The 16,891-nt window shown below is 66.9% G+C and carries 15 protein-coding genes and 2 tRNA genes; 6 read left to right on the top strand and 11 right to left on the bottom strand.

Going from position 1 to position 16,891, the window contains the following annotated elements; genetic code table 11:
- Positions 1–129 precede the first annotated feature (129 nt).
- The 11 genes from ACSMFO_RS39215 to dnaA all read right to left on the bottom strand — a co-directional run bounded on the left by ACSMFO_RS39215 (position 130) and on the right by dnaA (position 12,792).
- Positions 130–202 (bottom strand) — tRNA-Ala (locus ACSMFO_RS39215).
- 37 nt (positions 203–239) lie between these two features.
- Entirely contained in the window at positions 240–428 is a 189-nt protein-coding gene (locus ACSMFO_RS39210) for a DLW-39 family protein (protein WP_034321928.1), read from the bottom strand.
- A 228-nt stretch (positions 429–656) separates the two neighbouring features.
- Positions 657–730 (bottom strand) — tRNA-Ile (locus tag ACSMFO_RS39205).
- A 47-nt stretch (positions 731–777) separates the two neighbouring features.
- The gene (locus tag ACSMFO_RS39200) at positions 778–1,464 is read right to left on the bottom strand and encodes a DUF3566 domain-containing protein (RefSeq protein WP_436462418.1); all 687 of its coding nucleotides are present in this window, start codon (positions 1,462–1,464) and stop codon (positions 778–780) included.
- A 36-nt stretch (positions 1,465–1,500) separates the two neighbouring features.
- Entirely contained in the window at positions 1,501–4,026 is a 2,526-nt protein-coding gene (gyrA, locus tag ACSMFO_RS39195) for a DNA gyrase subunit A (protein WP_360120982.1), read from the bottom strand.
- Between the two features lie 51 nt (positions 4,027–4,077).
- Positions 4,078–6,045 (bottom strand): DNA topoisomerase (ATP-hydrolyzing) subunit B, encoded by a 1,968-nt coding sequence (gyrB, locus tag ACSMFO_RS39190; protein WP_436462417.1) that lies wholly within the window; start codon positions 6,043–6,045, stop codon positions 4,078–4,080.
- 206 nt (positions 6,046–6,251) lie between these two features.
- The gene (locus ACSMFO_RS39185; protein WP_360083631.1) at positions 6,252–6,743 is read right to left on the bottom strand and encodes a DciA family protein; all 492 of its coding nucleotides are present in this window, start codon (positions 6,741–6,743) and stop codon (positions 6,252–6,254) included.
- 274 nt (positions 6,744–7,017) lie between these two features.
- Entirely contained in the window at positions 7,018–8,172 is a 1,155-nt protein-coding gene (recF, locus tag ACSMFO_RS39180) for a DNA replication/repair protein RecF (RefSeq protein WP_016330462.1), read from the bottom strand.
- Positions 8,173–8,196: 24 nt separating this feature from the next.
- Positions 8,197–9,087, bottom strand: coding sequence for a phosphogluconate dehydrogenase (NAD(+)-dependent, decarboxylating) (gene gnd / locus ACSMFO_RS39175; RefSeq protein ID WP_016330461.1), 891 nt, complete (start codon positions 9,085–9,087; stop codon positions 8,197–8,199).
- Between the two features lie 37 nt (positions 9,088–9,124).
- Positions 9,125–10,258 (bottom strand): DNA polymerase III subunit beta, encoded by a 1,134-nt coding sequence (gene dnaN / locus ACSMFO_RS39170; RefSeq protein ID WP_020632653.1) that lies wholly within the window; start codon positions 10,256–10,258, stop codon positions 9,125–9,127.
- An 899-nt stretch (positions 10,259–11,157) separates the two neighbouring features.
- Positions 11,158–12,792 (bottom strand): chromosomal replication initiator protein DnaA, encoded by a 1,635-nt coding sequence (dnaA, locus tag ACSMFO_RS39165; protein WP_038507005.1) that lies wholly within the window; start codon positions 12,790–12,792, stop codon positions 11,158–11,160.
- 603 nt (positions 12,793–13,395) lie between these two features.
- Between dnaA and rpmH the strand changes: the two genes are divergently transcribed.
- The 6 genes from rpmH (at position 13,396) to rsmG (ending at position 16,838) form a co-directional block, all read left to right on the top strand.
- Positions 13,396–13,539, top strand: coding sequence for a 50S ribosomal protein L34 (gene rpmH, locus ACSMFO_RS39160; RefSeq protein ID WP_005154511.1), 144 nt, complete (start codon positions 13,396–13,398; stop codon positions 13,537–13,539).
- Between the two features lie 23 nt (positions 13,540–13,562).
- Positions 13,563–13,946, top strand: coding sequence for a ribonuclease P protein component (gene rnpA, locus ACSMFO_RS39155; RefSeq protein WP_436462416.1), 384 nt, complete (start codon positions 13,563–13,565; stop codon positions 13,944–13,946).
- Between the two features lie 4 nt (positions 13,947–13,950).
- A complete protein-coding gene (gene yidD / locus ACSMFO_RS39150; protein WP_016338357.1) occupies positions 13,951–14,256 on the top strand; it encodes a membrane protein insertion efficiency factor YidD in 306 nt (101 codons plus the stop codon).
- A gap of 4 nt (positions 14,257–14,260) precedes the next feature.
- On the top strand, positions 14,261–15,361 hold the full coding sequence (gene yidC / locus ACSMFO_RS39145; protein ID WP_038522069.1) for a membrane protein insertase YidC: 1,101 nt from the start codon (positions 14,261–14,263) through the stop codon (positions 15,359–15,361).
- 30 nt (positions 15,362–15,391) lie between these two features.
- A complete protein-coding gene (locus ACSMFO_RS39140) occupies positions 15,392–15,949 on the top strand; it encodes a protein jag (RefSeq protein WP_007032243.1) in 558 nt (185 codons plus the stop codon).
- Between the two features lie 211 nt (positions 15,950–16,160).
- Positions 16,161–16,838, top strand: coding sequence for a 16S rRNA (guanine(527)-N(7))-methyltransferase RsmG (gene rsmG, locus ACSMFO_RS39135; RefSeq protein WP_436462415.1), 678 nt, complete (start codon positions 16,161–16,163; stop codon positions 16,836–16,838).
- Positions 16,839–16,891 lie beyond the last annotated feature (53 nt).

The following is a 16,891-nucleotide window of genomic DNA, read 5'->3' as shown; positions in this document are numbered from 1 at the left end:
GAGGTCGATCGTGGCGGCCGCGGCGTCGTTGTCCGGCGCGGCGAAGTAGTCGAAGAGAACACCCATGCGCGCATTCTGGTGGAAACGAGAAGGCCACCCGCGGTACGGGTGGCCTTCTCGGTTTCAGAGTGGAGCTGAGGGGAATCGAACCCCTGACCCCTGCCTTGCAAAGGCAGTGCTCTACCAATTGAGCTACAGCCCCGGATCGCAGGCGATCATGATAACCGCCTGCGCCGAAATCAGTTGTTGCGGGACGCGTCCGCGGCCTTGGCCGGCGCGCTTCCGTTGGTGGAGGCGGATCCCAGCGGACGCTCGGTGGGAGCGGTGGCCTCACGCCAGAGGTCGGCCTCGGCCTTGGCGGCCTTGTTGCGCTTGATCACGAACAGCACGCCGCCCGCGATGACCGCGAGTGCCAACAGCTTCTTCATCAGAAGCCCCCTCTTTCCGCCGAGTTGCTCCGCCTACCCACCGATGCTACTGCACCACGTTCCACGTGGAACCGAGCCCCACGGCAATGGGCCCGCCAGGGCCCGAGCCGAGGTGGGGGGCCAGGGGGCGAAGCCCTCCCTGGCGGGGGTCTGGGGGTTCGACCCCCAGAAATGACAAACGCCCGGTCGCGGTTTGTGATTTCCACAAACACGACCGGGCCAACCGGGTGGGCCCACCAGGACTTGAACCTGGGACCTCTTCGTTATCAGCGAAGCGCTCTAACCGCCTGAGCTATGGGCCCGAACGAGGAGAAGATTACAGGACGTCTTTCGACGCCCTGCAACCGGGTCACTCTCGTTCGGAAAGGGTCACTTCCAGGCCTCCGGCGAGGTCGGCGGAGACGTTGTAGATGAAGGCGCTGACGGTGGCCAGCGCCGAGATCAGCACGATGTTGATGGCGCCGAGGATGGCCGCGATCCCGAAGACGCGGCCGGCGCTGATCAACGGGTCGGCCGGCGCGTCGGCCCCTTCTCCGCCGACGAGCGACGAGTAGGTCCCGTTGAGTTTGTCCCAGACGCCCATGCCGTCGAGGACGGTGTAGAGGACGCCGACGGCGACGAGCCATACGAAGAACAGCGCGACGCCGAGGACGAGGGACAGTTTCAGCACCGACCAGGGGTCGAAGCGTTTGATCTGCAGGCTGGCGCGACGCGGTCCGCGGCCAGGGCGGCGGAGCGCGGTGGGGGCGGCACGGGTGCGGGAGGCCGACGGGATGGCGGAGGGGGCGGGCTCGCCCTCTCCGCTGTCGCCGAAGAGCCTCTTCGCGGCTGTGCCGCTTACCCCGTGATAGTCGGTCACGGTTGTCGCGTCCCGCTTCTGTTCCGAGTGGGCCACGTCTTCGGTGGCGACCGAAGACACCGAGACCGTCTGCTCGCTGGAGCCTTCGGGTTCCCCGGCGCCGCTGTCACGCTGCCAGGGTGGGCTCGAAGAACCCGCCTGCGCGCCGCCTGCTTCGGGCTTCTCGGATGATGTCACGAGGTGTCAGTCCTTACCCAGTACGTGGGGCGTCGTCTATTCCTGCTCCGACGCCGGGGTTTCTTCTCCTTCAGCACTACCTGCAGTGGCGACGTCTGAGGGCTCGTCCGCGTTGCGTGCGACCGCGAGAAGAGTTGTTCCTTCGTCGAGATTCATCAGCCGCACTCCCTTCGTCTGCCTGCCCGCCTTGCGCACCTGTCCGGCCGAAGTCCGGATCACCCCGCCGCTGGAGGTGATCGCGTAGAGCTCGTCTTCGGCGTCGACGATGACCGCGCCCACCAGCCTGCCACGTTTCTGGTCGTACTGAATGGTGAGCACACCCTTGCCGCCGCGGCCCTGGACCGGGTAGTCCTCGGTCGGGGTGCGCTTGGCGTAGCCGCCGCCGGTGGCGACGAGGAGGAACTTGTCGGGCTGGACGACGTTGATGCCGAGCAGTTCGTCGCCGTCGTTGAACCGCATGCCGAGCACACCGGACGTCGCGCGGCCCATCGGGCGCAGGGCTTCGTCGGTGGCGTGGAAGCGGATCGACTGGCCTTCCGCGGACACGAGGAGCAGGTCGTCCTCGGCGGCCGCGAGGACCGCGCCGACCAGTTCGTCGCCTTCGCGCAGGTTGACGGCGATGAGGCCGCCGGCGCGGTTGGAGTCGAAGTCGGTGAGCTTGGTCTTCTTCACCAGGCCGCGGCGGGTCGCGAGCACGAGGTACGGGGCGACCTCGTAGTTCGGGATCTCGATGACCTGGGCGATCTGCTCGTCGGGCTGGAACGCGAGCAGGTTGGCGACGTGCTGGCCGCGCGCGTTGCGGTTGGCCTCGGGCAGGTCGTACGCCTTCGCCCGGTATACGCGGCCCTTGTTCGTGAAGAACAGGATCCAGTCGTGCGTCGAGCAGACGAAGAAGTGCTGGACGATGTCGTCCTGTTTGAGGGTCGCGCCCTGGACGCCCTTGCCGCCGCGTTTCTGCGAACGGTACAGATCGGTTTTCGTTCGCTTGGCGTAACCCGTGCGGGTGATCGTGACGACCACGTCCTCGACGGCGATGAGGTCTTCGACCGAAACCTCGCCGTCGAACGGGATGATCTTGGTGCGCCGGTCGTCGCCGTACTTGTCGACGATCTCCTGGAGCTCCTCGGCGATGATCGTGCGCTGCCGCTCGGGCTTCTCGAGGATGTCCTTGAGGTCGGCGATCTCGAGTTCGATCTCGGCCAGGGTGTCGATGATCCGCTGCCGCTCCAGTGCCGCGAGGCGGCGGAGCTGCATGTCGAGGATCGCGGTCGCCTGGATCTCGTCGACGTCGAGCAGGCTCATCAGCGCGGGCCGGGCCTCTTCGGCCGAGGGCGAGCGCCTGATGAGGGCGATGACCTCGTCGAGCATGTCCAGCGCCTTGACCAGACCGCGCAGGATGTGGGCGCGTTCCTCGGCCTTGCGCAGCCGGTACCGGGTCCGGCGGACGATGACGTCGATCTGGTGCTTCACGTAGTGCCGGATCATCTGGTCCAGGCGCAGCGTGCGGGGCACGCCGTCGACCAGTGCCAGCATGTTGACACCGAAGTTCTGCTGCAGCTGGGTGTGCTTGTACAGGTTGTTCAGCACGACCTTGGCGACCGCGTCACGTTTGATGGTGACGACGATCCGCATCCCGCTGCGGCTGTTGGACTCGTCGGCGATGTCGGAGATACCGGTGAGCTTGCCGTCGCGGACCAGGTTCGCGATGTTCTCGACCAGGTTGTCCGGGTTGACCTGGTACGGCAGCTCGGACACGACCAGGATCGTGCGGCCCTTGGCGTCTTCCTCGACCTCGACGACCGCGCGCATGCGCACGGAACCGCGGCCGGTGCGGTAGGCGTCCTCGATCCCGGAGTTGCCGAGGATCATCGCCTTGGTCGGGAAGTCCGGGCCCTTGATCCGGACCAGCAGCGCGGCGAGCAGCTCGTCGTCGCTGGCTTCGAAGTTCTCCAGCGCCCATTTGACGCCGTCGGCGACCTCGCGCAGGTTGTGCGGCGGGATGTTGGTCGCCATCCCGACCGCGATCCCGGAGCCACCGTTGACCAGCAGGTTCGGGAACCGCGACGGCAGGACGTCGGGCTCCTGGGTGCGGCCGTCGTAGTTGTCGGAGAAGTCGACGGTCTCTTCTTCGATGTCCTGCAGCATGTGCATCGCGAGATGCGCCAGCCGGGACTCGGTGTACCGCATGGCGGCGGCGGGGTCGTTGCCCGACGAACCGAAGTTCCCCTGGCCGTCGATCAGCGGGTACCGCAGCGACCACGGCTGGGCGAGCCGCACCAGCGCGTCGTAGATCGCGGAGTCACCGTGCGGGTGGTAGTTGCCCATCACGTCGCCGACGACGCGGGAGCACTTGTTGTACCCGCGGTCGGGGCGGAAGCCGGAGTCGAACATCGAGTACAGCACGCGGCGGTGCACCGGCTTGAGGCCGTCCCGCACGTCCGGCAGCGCCCGCGACACGATGACGCTCATCGCGTAGTCGATGTAGGAGCGCTGCATCTCCTGCTGGATGTCGACCGGTTCGATCCGGTCGTGGTCCGGAGCAGGCGGCAAGGTTTCCGTCATGAGGTCCTTCTCGTGGGAGCAGTCCTAAGGGGACAAAAGAGCGGGACGTCGTCAGACGTCTAGGAAGCGCACGTCCTTGGCGTTACGCGTGATGAAGGAACGGCGCGCTTCGACGTCCTCGCCCATCAGGACGGAGAACAGGTCGTCGGCCTGCGCGGCGTCGTCCAGGGTGACCTGGCCGAGCAGCCGGTTCGCCGGGTCCATCGTGGTCTCCCACAGCTCTTCGGCGTTCATCTCGCCGAGACCCTTGTAGCGCTGGATCGCATCGTCCTTCGGCAGCTTCCGGCCGGCCTCGACACCCGCCTGGATGACGGCGTCGCGTTCCCGGTCGGAGTACGCGTACTCCGGCTCCTGCCGCGGCCACTTGATCTTGTACAGCGGCGGGCGCGAGAGGAACACGTGCCCGTGCTCGATCAGCGGGGGCATGAACCGGAACAGGAAGGTGAGCAGCAGCGTGGTGATGTGCTGGCCGTCCACGTCGGCGTCGGCCATCAGCACGATCTTGTGGTAGCGCAGCTTCTCGATGTCGAACTCTTCGTGGATACCGGTGCCGAGCGCGGTGATCAGCGACTGGACCTCGGTGTTCTTGAGGACGCGGTCGATACGGGCCTTCTCGACGTTGATGATCTTGCCCCGGATCGGCAGGATCGCCTGGTACATCGAGTCGCGGCCTTCCTTGGCCGAACCGCCCGCCGAGTCACCCTCGACGATGTAGAGCTCGCATTCCGACGGGTTGGTCGAGCGGCAGTCCTTGAGCTTGCCGGGCAGCCCGCCGATCTCCAGCGCGCCCTTGCGGCGGACCAGGTCCCGCGCCTTGCGGGCGGCCATCCGCGCCTGCGCCGAGGAGATCGACTTGTTGATGATCGTCTTCGCCTCGGTGGGATTGCGCTCGAACCAGTCGGCCAGCCATTCGTTCGAGGTCTGCTGCACGAACGTCTTGGCCTCGCTGTTGCCCAGCTTGGTCTTGGTCTGGCCTTCGAACTGCGGCTCGGAGAGCTTGATCGAGACGATCGCGGCGAGTCCCTCGCGCACGTCGTCACCGGAGAGGTTGGCGTCCTTCTCCTTGAGCAGCTTCTTCTCGCGCGCGTACGCGTTGACGACGCGGGTGAGCGCGGCGCGGAAGCCCTCTTCGTGCGTGCCGCCCTCGTGCGTGTTGATCGTGTTGGCGAAGGTGTACACCGACGGCGTGAAGCCGTTGTTCCACTGCATGGCGACCTCGACCTCGAGGCCGGTTCCCTTGGCCTCGAAGGAGATCACGGACGCGTGGATCGGGTCCTTGCTGCCGTTGATGTGCTTGACGAAGTCTTCGAGACCGCCCGGGTAGCAGTAGGTCTTCTCCTTGACCCGCGCCGCCTGGCCGGAAGCGTCCGTTTCGGTCTCTTCGTCGGCGACGCGCTCGTCGCGCAGCGAAAGGGTCAGGCCCTTGTTGAGGAAGGCCATCTCCTGGAGACGCCGGGAGATCGTCTCGAAGTTGTACGTCGTGGTCTCGAAGATGTCGCCGTCGGCCCAGAAGGTGATGGTGGTGCCGGTCTCGGTCGCCGGGCCCAGGTCCTGCAGCTCGCCGGGGATCTGGTCGGTGTACTCCTGACGCCAGCTGCGGCCGCCGTACTTGACCTCGGCGACGAGCTTGGTCGAGAGCGCGTTCACCACCGAGACGCCGACGCCGTGCAGACCACCGGAGACGGCGTAGGAATCGCTGTCGAACTTGCCGCCCGCGTGGAGCACGGTGAGCACGACCTCGAGGGTCGGCTTCATCTCCTTGGGGTGCATGTCGACCGGGATGCCGCGGCCGTCGTCGACGACGCACACGCCACCGTCGGCCAGCAAGGTAACCTCGACCTTGGTCGCGTAGCCGGCCATCGCCTCGTCGACGGAGTTGTCGACCACCTCCTGGACGAGGTGGTGGAGGCCGCGTTCACCGGTGGAACCGATGTACATACCGGGACGCTTGCGGACGGCTTCGAGGCCTTCGAGCACCGTGATCGACGACGCGTTGTACTCGCTCTTGTTCTCGGTCACAGGCGTTGATTCTCCTCGTCTCGCCCGAGCGGACGCTCGCTCATCCCCAGTGTACTTGGCCGCGTCCGCAGACATGCGGCAAGGACACCCCTGATTTGCTCACAGGCGCGCTAATTCGTTCGAAGAAGAGTCTTGACGTTCGCGAAGCACTCTGAAGGCGTTCTCGGCGCTTTAATGGGCACTGTCGCGGCGAAGCGCAACTCGGGTCAGCCGTACGTGTCACGCGGGCCACGTCCCGGGACGTGCCGCGGCCCTTTCCGCCAGCTGGGCGCCGTCGGCCCTTGGATCCGCATCTTCTTCACCACGCCGTTCCCGACGCCTTTGGCGATCTTCGCCAGCAGCTGCCCCTGAAGCAGGCGAAGCTGTGTCGCCCACGCCGTCGAACTCGCGCGGACGGTCAGCTCGCCGTCCTTCAAGGCCACCGGCTGAGCGTGTTCGGCGACCTCTTCACCCACCAGGCGGGCCCAGTGGCCGAAGACCTGACCGTTCGCCAGCCGCGTGTTCCAGCCGCGGTCGACGGCGATCCGGGAGGCGAGCCTGCCGAGCGGTTGCGGGTCGCGGGCGTCGGCGCCCGGCCCTGACCAGCGACGACGTCGCGGGCTTTGGCCGACCGAACCGGCTCCCCCTCCGGTGATACGGCCGCGGCGCACGCCCGGTTCAACCCCGCGGGCCTTCGCTTTGGCCTTCGCGGCGTCCAGAGCCGCCCGAGCAAGATCACGACCCGTAGTCGGTTCTTTGCTTTCGGTATCGGTTGAGCCGTTCGATACCGAGGGGCGATCACTCCGTGTATCGAACAAGGCTCCCTCACTCGGGTTACCACCCGCGTGAGGGGTGTCAAGCCGCTTATCAGGCCCCTTGGTCACGCGGGGCGATAACGCGTTCACGGTGTTATCCACACTGTCCACAGGTTTGTCCCCAGATCGGTGGGCAACTGCTGTGGCGCCGATCACCCGGGGTGTCCACTTCGCGGGATCACCCTCGGTTGATCTCACCATCCGCCACGAGGAAGCGATGTCCGGCCAGTTCGGCGGGCACGTCCTCGTCCACGGCGGCGGTCACCAGCACCTGCTCGGCGCCTGCCGCCACCTCCGCCAGCCGGGCCCGGCGACGCCGGTCCAGCTCGGCGAACACATCATCCAGCAGAAGCACCGGTTCCCCGGCCTCGCCACGCAGGAGCTCGTAGCTTCCCAGACGCAACGCGAGGGCGAACGACCAGGACTCCCCATGGCTCGCGTAGCCCTTCGCCGGTGCTTCGCCGAGGATGAGATCGAGCTCGTCCCGGTGCGGGCCGACCATGCTCACCCCGCGTTCGAGCTCCAGGTTCCGCGACCGTTTCAGCGCTTCGACCAGCACTTCTTTGAGGACCGCTTGGTCGGCGCGAGGACCGTCCGGAGTGCCGTAGCCCTCTGGCATCGCTTCGCCCAGGCTCGACTTGTACGCGATCTTCGCCGGTCTCGAATCGGGCGCGACCCCCATGTACGCGGAGGCCGCGTACGGCGCGAGGTCGGCGATCAGGTTGAGCCGGGCCGCCAGCAACGCGGCCCCCGCCACCGACAAGTGGTCGTCCCAGACGTCGAGCGTCGACAACGCGTACGGGTCTTCGCGCCCCGTACGCCGCTTGCCTGCCGTCTTGAGCAAAGCGTTCCGCTGTTTCAGCACCTTCTCGTAATCGGCGCGGACCCCGGCGTACCGGGGAGCGCGCAGCACGAGGAGTTCGTCCATGAAACGACGGCGCTCCCCGGGATCCCCGCGCACGAGTGCCAGGTCCTCCGGGGAGAACAGCACCGTGCGCAGGATCCCGAGCACGTCACGCGGCTTGCCGACCGCGCCGCGGTTGACCCGCGCGCGGTTCGCCTTGCCGGGCGTGATCTCCAGCTCGACCGTCAGTTCGCGGTCCTCGTTGACCACCGCGACCCTGATCAGCGCGCGTTCGCACCCGTGCCGCACCAACGGCGCGTCGGTCGCGACGCGGTGCGAGCCCAGGGTCGCGATGTAGCCGATCGCCTCGAGGAGGTTCGTCTTGCCGCGGCCGTTCTGTCCGACGAGGACGGTCGGGCCGGGTTCGAGCGCGAGATCGGCTTGTGGCCAGGACCGGAAGTCGGTGACCTGCAGATGTCTTAAGTACACCCTGCTTGTTTACTGAGTGCTTGCCTAGTCGCCGGCCTTCTTGACCGAGTGCCCGCCGAACTGGTTGCGCAGCGCGGCGACGGCCCGCATCGCGGCGGAGTCCTCCTGGCGCGAGGCGAACCGGGCGAACAGCGCGGCCGAGATGACCGGCGCCGGGACCGCGTTGTTGATCGCCTCTTCCAGCGTCCACCGGCCTTCGCCGGAATCCTCGACGTAGCCCTCGAGGTCGTCCAGTTCCGGGTCCTCGTCGAGCGCGCGGACCAGCAGGTCGAGCAGCCACGAGCGGACGACGGTCCCCCGCTGCCAGCCCTTGATCACCGCGGGCACGTTCTCGACGACCTTCGCGGCTTCCAGCAGCTCGAAGCCTTCGGCGAAGGCCTGCATCATGCCGTACTCGATGCCGTTGTGGATCATCTTCGCGTAGTGACCCGAGCCGACGGCCCCGGCGTGCGAGAAGCCCTCGTCACGCGGACCTTCGGGACGAAGCGCGTCGAAGATCGGCATGGCCTTCTCGACGTCCGAAGCCGCGCCGCCGACCATCAGGCCGTAGCCGTTGTCCTTGCCCCACACGCCACCGGAAACCCCGCAGTCGAGGTAGCCGATCTTCTTCGCGGCGAGCAGGTCCGCGTTGATCCGGTCGTCGGTGTACTTCGAGTTGCCGCCGTCGATCACGAGGTCGCCCTCGGACAGCAGGTTGCCGAGCTCCGCGACGGTCTGCCGCGTCGGTTCACCGGCGGGCACCATGATCCAGACGATCCTGGGACCGTCCAGTTTGGACACCATGTCCTCGAGTGAGGTGGAGTCGGTGACGTCGGGGTTGCGGTCGTAGCCGACCACCTCGTGACCGGCCGCGCGCAGCCGCTCACGCATGTTGAACCCCATTTTGCCGAGGCCGATGAGTCCCAGCTGAGCCATGAAGATCCCCTTTGGTGCGAACAGAAGTGGAGGCCGGTCAGCCCGGGAGGCGAACCGGCATCAGGAGGTACAGGTAGCCGGGGACGACGTTGCCCTCCTCGTCGGCGGGCTTGATCAGCGCCGGCCGGTTCGGGGTGGTGAACGTCAGTTCCGCCCGGTTCGCGTTCAGCGCGCCGAGCCCGTCGACGAGGTAACCCGGGTTGAACGCGATGGTCACCGGCTCACCCTCGTAGTCGACCTGAAGCTCTTCTTCGGCCGAACCCTCGTCGTCGCCGCCGGCGGAGAGCCGCAGCGAACCGTCGTTGAACTCCAGCCGCACCTGGGTGCCACGCTCGGCGACGAGCGAAACACGCTTGATGGACTCGGCGAGCGCGGAGACCTCGATGACCGCGCGCGACGTGTGCTGCGCGGGCAGCAGCTGCCGGTACGGCGGGAACTCCGCGTCGAGGAGGCGGGTCGTGGTGTAGCGACCGGAACCGGAGAGACCGAGCAGGCCTTCGCCGCTGGCGAGCGCGAGCCGGATCTTGGCACCGCTGGCGCCGAGCGTCTTCGCGGCCTCGGCGAGCGTGCGCGCCGGGACGAGCACGGCGGCGTCGGACAGCCCCTCGGCGGGCTCCCAGGTGAACTCGCGCATCGCGAGCCGGAAGCGGTCGGTGGCGACCAGGGTCAGCGAGGAGCCGGAGATCTCCAGACGCATACCGGTCAGCATCGGGAGGGTGTCGTCCTTGCCCGCGGCGACGACGACCTGGGTGACGGCCTGGCCGAACGCGTCACCGGTGAGTTCGCCGGCGAAGGCGGGCTGGGACGGGAGCTGCGGGTAGTCCTCGACCGGCATGGTCGGCAGGGAGAAGCGCGCGGAACCGCAGGTGATGGTCGCGCGGGCCCCGTCGACGGAGATCTCGACCGGCTGCGCGGGCAGCGACTTGGTGATGTCGGCCAGCAGACGGCCGGAGACCAGCAGACGGCCGCCGTCGGCGATGGTGGCCGGGACGCCGACCGTGGCGGAGACCTCGTAGTCGAATCCGGAGACGGTGAGGGCGTCACTCGTCCCGTCGGATCCAGCATCGAGCAGGACACCGCCCAGAACCGGGACCGGAGGCCGCGACGGGAGGCTTCTCGCCACCCACGCGACGGCGTCGGCCAGCCCGTCACGCTCGACGCGGATCTTCATGCGCGCTTCCTTTCGACAGCCGAGCCCCTGACGGCTCGAAAGCTCAACGGGTCACCTCGGCCGGAGAGCGCGATGGCCAGGTGCCTCGCAGGTGTGTTCGGTCCGTGCGAGGACGCGAACGCACGTCGACACGCAGACCAGGTGCAGGGACCCACGTTAGGCCGTCCCCGGGGTCCGCGTCACCTCGGCCTCCCCTTGCTTTTGTCGACAAGACGACACGGCTCACCGGCTGTCCCCAGATTCGTCCTTCGCCTGTTTTTGTTTTGTTCTCTTCTAGAGAAGAAGAAAAGACAGCAGTAGTAATAGGCGTTGTGGATTGTGTGGACAAGGCTCGTTCGCGCAGGTCCGGCCGCCTCTGAGCCTGTGGACTCAGGGTGTGTACGGACGGTGGACAGCTCGGTGCGTCCGTGGATGGATTCGGGCGGCGCTCGATCTGTCCACAGTCATCCACAGTTGTCCCCACGGTTATCCCCAGTTGTGGGGCGGTTTGTACCCAGGGTTGTGGGCGCCGTTCGTGACCGGAATCGCTCGGGAGAGTGATCCGTGCAGCCTGCATCACCCTTGTGCACAAGATGTGGGCAACCTGGGGACAGCGTGTGGATCTTGGTGTGGAAATGCTGTGGATCGCCTGTGAGTGCGATGTGGACGAAAATCCCGTCGCCGCTGGTCCGCCGACCGCCGGAGTTGTGCACAAGCTGCCCACAGCATGTGGATTCCTTTGTACACAAGGAAAAACGCGAAGGCGACTCAAGCGCGCTTCGCCTCCTTCGCGCCCTTCGCCGCTTCTGCTCGTGTACCCGTGCTTCGCGGCTCTACACGCGTTTCGGGCCTATGTGGACACGAATAAGGGGCTCCCACCTGGACGGTGAGAGCCCCTGAAAGCGTTGTGTACTGGAGGATTACTGCCGGGCGCGCTGCTTGATCCTGGAGGTCAGCTCCTGGACCTGGTCGTAGATGCGCCGTCGTTCGGCCATCTCCTTGCGGATCTTCTTGTCCGCGTGCATGACAGTGGTGTGGTCGCGGCCGCCGAAGGTCTGTCCGATCTTCGGCAGCGACATGTCGGTCAGTTCGCGGCAGAGGTACATCGCGATCTGACGTGCGGTCGCGAGCGCCTTCGTCTTGCCGGGGCCGCAGAGGTCGTCGAGGGTCACGTCGAAGAACTCCGATGTGACGCCCATGATGGTCGGCGCGGTGATCTCCGGCGCGTGCGAATCCGGGATGAGGTCCCGGAGCACGATCTCGGCGAGCGCCACGTCGACGGGCTGCTGGTTCAGCGACGCGAAGGCGGTGACGCGGATGAGCGCGCCTTCGAGTTCCCGGATGTTCGCCTCGACGCGCGAAGCGATGAACTCCAGGACCTCACCGGGAACCGCGAGCCGGTCCTGCGCCGCCTTCTTGCGAAGGATCGCGATACGCGTTTCGAGTTCCGGCGGCTGGATGTCGGTGATGAGGCCCCACTCGAACCGCGTGCGCAGCCGGTCTTCCAGCGTTTCGAGGCGCTTCGGCGGGCGGTCGGAGGAGACGACGATCTGCTTGTTCGCGTTGTGGAGGGTGTTGAAGGTGTGGAAGAACTCTTCCTGCGTACCTTCTTTGCCTTCCAGGAACTGGATGTCGTCGACGAGCAGGATGTCGATGTCGCGGTAGCGGCGCTGGAACGCGACCTTGCGGTCGTCTCGCAGCGAGTTGATGAAGTCGTTGGTGAACTCTTCGGTCGACACGTACCGCACGCGCATGCCGGGGAACAGCCGCTGGGCGTAGTGCCCGACCGCGTGCAGCAGGTGGGTCTTCCCGAGTCCGGACTCTCCCCAGATGAACAACGGGTTGTACGCGCGCGCCGGTGCTTCGGCGACGGCGACCGCGGCCGCGTGCGCGAAGCGGTTCGAAGCACCGATGACGAAGGTGTCGAACGTGTACTTCTCGTTGAGCTTCGTCTTCGACGTCTGCGGCTGCGCCGGCGCGGTGTAGGGCTGGCCCGCGATCGGCTGACCGGAGAACGTCGGCCAGATCTCGGTCACGGCGGCGAGGGCCTCGCCCTCTTCGTCGACTTCTTCATCGCTGTCATCGCCATCATTGAGGCTGTTGTCCACCGGCTGCTGCCTCGGCGGCCTCGGCTTCGGAGGCTCGGGCCGGGGCCTGGTCGGGGACAGCATGCCGTCACCCTCGGGCAGCGGAGGAGTACCCGACACCGGGCCGGACCCGTTTTCCACCCGGCTGGGTGACGTCGGTTCGTAGCGAGGGCCGGGCGAGGGCGGGGGCATCGAAGTGTGGGGTTCGGTGCTGTCGACCTTCACCGCGAGCGAGACCGCGCGGCCGAGCCGGCGCGAAAGGGCTTCGGTGATCGCTCCGCGCAGGGCGCGTTCGATCGCTTCCTTGGCGAAGTCACTGGGGGCGGCGAGCAGAGCGGTGCCGTCGAGGAGGCCGATCGGCCGGGTCACCCGCATCCAGGCGCGCTGCTGCGGGGAGAGGGTGCCATCCGACAGCTCGCGCACGACCTGTTCCCAGATGACGCCAAGATTGTGCTGGTGATCGGACACCTGCCTGACTCCCCTCCCCTCGTCGGTGCGCTGCGGCGAGATCACTCAGCGGCCCGAACGCCGGGTCGAGCGTCATCATGGCCCGGTCGGCTCGCGCGCACAGCAAATATCCACATAGTTGTCCACAGCTGTGCACTAATGTACGGCGGCCCGCGGTGACGCCACCTGCGGGATCGTCGTATGCCGACGGGATGCCTCCACATCCGGTGAGGACACCCGGGCGCCTGCACCGTTCCACCTCGGCGAAAACCCGGGAGGGGCACGCTAACAAGCCCCGCTCGTTGCCACAAGGCGTCCTCGCGCGCAAGCATTTCACGGTGTACGGCGTGTTGCCATTCGATGCCCTCGCGTCGTCGGTGATCACTCTCCACGTACGGTCGCGGTCCGTGGTCGAGGGGGTGCCTGCCGGGCCCGGGCGGTGGGTGCGTACCCTCGTAAGGTCTCCCGTATACAGCGGGGGCGTTTCGCGTGCCCACGTTGTCGTCGCTCGACGTGACGAGGCCACACGTTGGTAGGAGACACCAGAGACTGCCGTGCGTCAGCACGACACGCCAGGAACGGGTCGAACCGTTCCCGGCGGCCGAGAAACAGGAGAAGTTAGTCGTGAGCAAGGGTAAGCGCACCTTCCAGCCGAACAACCGCCGCCGCGCCCGGGTCCACGGATTCCGCCTGCGCATGCGGACCCGCGCCGGCCGGGCCATCCTGGCGGCTCGCCGTCGCAAGGGCCGCGGCGCGCTGTCCGCCTGATCCGGCCGTCGTCGAGGGACGTCGTGCTGCCGGCCGCCGCGAGGTTGCGGCGCAGTGAGGATTTCCGTGCCGTGATGCGGCGTGGGGCCAAGGCAGGCAGGCGCCGCCTCGTCGTCCATGCGTTGACCACGGACCCGCCCGATGCCGCCGAAGCGGCGCGGGCGGGTTTTGTGGTGAGCAAGGCCGTGGGCAATTCGGTGGTCCGCCACCGGGTCAGCCGCCGGTTGAGGCATCTCGTTTCCGCCAGGATCGGAACACTGCCGCCGGGCAGCTCGTTGGTGATACGGGCACTACCTCCGGCCGCGGACGCGTCCAGCGCGGAACTCGGCTCGGATCTCGACGCGTCGTTGCGGCGTCTCGGGCTGTCCCGCCAGACGCGACCCCCCGACCACGGATCAGCGGTGTAACGGCATGCGAGCCACCGAGAACGAGACCACCGAAGACGCCCGACCGGGCCCGGTGGCATGGGTGCTGCTCCTGCCCATCAAGCTGTACCGCAAGGCGATCTCCCCCTTCCTTCCTCCGGCGTGCAGGTTCTACCCGAGCTGTAGCGCGTACGCCGTCGAGGCACTGACCCGGCACGGCGCCGGCCGCGGCACTTATCTCGCGGTCCGGCGTCTGCTGCGCTGTGGCCCGTGGACCATGCCCGGCCGCGATCCGGTACCCGAGACGTTCTCGTGGCGCCACCGCCGACCTGAAACACCGATCGAGGAGTAGCTCAGTGCTCGACTTCATCTACTACCCCGTGTCCTTCATCTTGTGGTGTTGGCACAAGGTCTTCGGGCTCGTGTTCGGTGAGGCGAACGCGGTCTCCTGGATCCTCGCGATCATCTTCCTGACGTTCACGGTCCGCGGCATCATGTTCAAGCCGTTCGTGAACCAGGTCCGGTCGATGAAGAAGATGCAGGACTTCGCGCCGGAAATGAAGAAGATCCAGAAGAAGTACGCGAACGACCGGCAGCGCCAGGCGATGGAGATGCAGAAGCTCCAGAAGGAGCACGGCGTCAACCCGCTGGGCAGCTGCCTGCCGATGCTGCTTCAGATCCCGGTCTTCATCGGTCTGAACCACGTCCTGCGGATGTTCACCATCAACCCGTACGGCGGCCCGAAGACCGAGAACTACTTCTTCGACCAGGCCGGCGTCGAGTCCTACGTCCACGCGAAGCTGTTCGGCGTCAACCTCGGCGACGCGATCTACACCGGTGTCGACATGGTCAGCGGCGGCAACGCGGCGACCGGCTTCCACTGGTACGTCGCCCCGGTCGCGATCCCGCTGATGATCGTCGCCAGCATCGCCACGCACCTCACCGCGCGTCACTCGGTCCAGCGTCAGAACCCCGAGTCGGCCACGCCGCAGACCGCGATGATGAACAAGCTGACGATGTACATCTTCCCGCTCGGTGTCCTCATCTTCGGTGCGCTGTTCCCGGTCGGCCTCCTCTTCTACTGGCTCGCCAACAACGGCTGGACCCTGATGCAGCAGCGTCTCGTCTACACGCGGATCGACAAGGAAGAAGAGGCCCGCAAGGAAGCCGAGAAGGAGAAGCGCGCGAACCTCGGTCCGAAGCCGGGCCAGAAGCCGACCGCGCCCCGCCCCGGCCAGAAGCCGGTCCAGCAGAAGAAGAACAAGCCGTCCTCCGGTGGTCAGGTCAAGAAGGCGGGCTCGCCGCACGGCTTCGCCCAGACCGGCTCCTCCGCGAAGAAGAAGGACGCCAACGACGCAACAGCCGAGTCGTCGACGAACGGCTCGAAGGAGAACGGTGCGGACGTGCCCGGTCTCATCTCGGACTCGACTAAGAAATCGGACCGGAAGCGTCGCTGACGCCGATCCGGGCCGGAGAGGAGACCAGTAATGGCGGAGACGATCGACACGATCGACGCCGAGGAGAACAGCGCGGCCGAGGTTGAGGGCGCCGCTGAAGAGACCGCTCGCAAGGGAGGTGTCGACGACGACGTCCTCGTGAAGGAGGGCGACATCGCCGGTGACTACCTCGAGCGGCTGCTCGACCTTTTGGACTACGACGGCGACATCGACCTCGATGTCGAAGCGGGCCGCGCGATCGTCAGCATCGACGGCGGCGAGGACCTGGAGAAGCTCGTCGGTCCCCGCGGCACCGTGCTGGAGGCGCTGCAGGAACTGACGCGGCTGGCGGTGCAGCAGGAGACCGGTTCGCGGAGCCGGCTGATGCTGGACATCGCGGGCTGGCGCGCGGACCGTCGCGAGGAGCTCCGCGAGCTCGGTCGCTCGACCGCCGAGACGGTCGTCTCCTCTGGCGAGCGCGTGCGGCTTCAGCCGATGAGCCCGTTCGAGCGGAAGGTCGTGCACGACGCGGTCGCCGCCGTGGACGGCGTCAAGAGCGAGAGCGAAGGAGAGGACCCGAAGCGCCGGGTCGTCATCTTCCCCGCCTGACGGTTACTCGAACGAAGCGGCCCGCCGGTCATCCGGCGGGCCGCTTCTTCGTTTTCCGGGTGAATTACACGCGTGGCGTTTCACGTGAAACGCGCGAAGGCGAGTGGAGTTGTCCACAACTTCGGACTGTCTCCCCGCTTTGCGCTCGGCGTCATGGACAATCAGTGGAGCGCGTTTCACGTGAAACGGCGTCGAGGGTTGAGGAGCGAGAGTGGGCTTGGACGGGGTCGCCGCATCGGTACGGAGTGCGGCGTCGGAAGTATTCGGAGACCGCGTCGAGCAAGCCGCCGGCTACGTCGAACTCCTGGAGCGGCATGGCGTCGAGCGCGGGCTCATCGGGCCTCGCGAGGTCGACCGGCTGTGGGAGCGTCACGTCCTCAACTCCGCCGTGATCGGCGAGCGGATCCCCGACGGCGCCCGCGTGGTCGATGTCGGATCGGGCGCGGGACTTCCGGGTGTACCGCTCGCGATCAGCCGACCGGACCTCGATATCGTTCTGCTCGAACCGATGGCTCGCCGGGTCGACTGGCTGGCCGAGGTTGCCGAGAAGCTGGAACTCCCCATCACCGTTGTCCGCGGGCGCGCGGAAGAGCGGCAGGTACGTGAGGAGCTCGGTGGCGCGGATGTCGTCACCGCCCGGGCGGTCGCTCCCTTGGCCCGGCTCGCGAACTGGTGCCTCCCGCTCGTGCGTTCCCAAGGTGCTCTGGTCGCCCTCAAAGGAGCGAGCGCCGGAGAGGAAATCGAACGCGATCGCGCCGCCGTCCGGAAGGCCGGCGGCGGCGAACCGGAAGTCTTCGAGTGCGGCACCAAGGTGCTCGAGATCCCGAGCACGGTCGTCGTGATCCACCGTCTGCCCCCGAAACCGTCTCGATCGCGCAGGCGTAGCTAGACCGGTTCCACGTGAAACAACGCAGAACGACTCCCACGTCTAATACAGAGGAG

This window comes from Amycolatopsis sp. w19, from assembly GCF_051373225.1.
In the GTDB taxonomy this organism is placed as follows: Bacteria; Actinomycetota; Actinomycetes; order Mycobacteriales; family Pseudonocardiaceae; genus Amycolatopsis; species Amycolatopsis japonica.
Note: the sequence above shows the minus strand (reverse complement) of the source record. Positions and strands in the feature narration are given on the sequence as shown.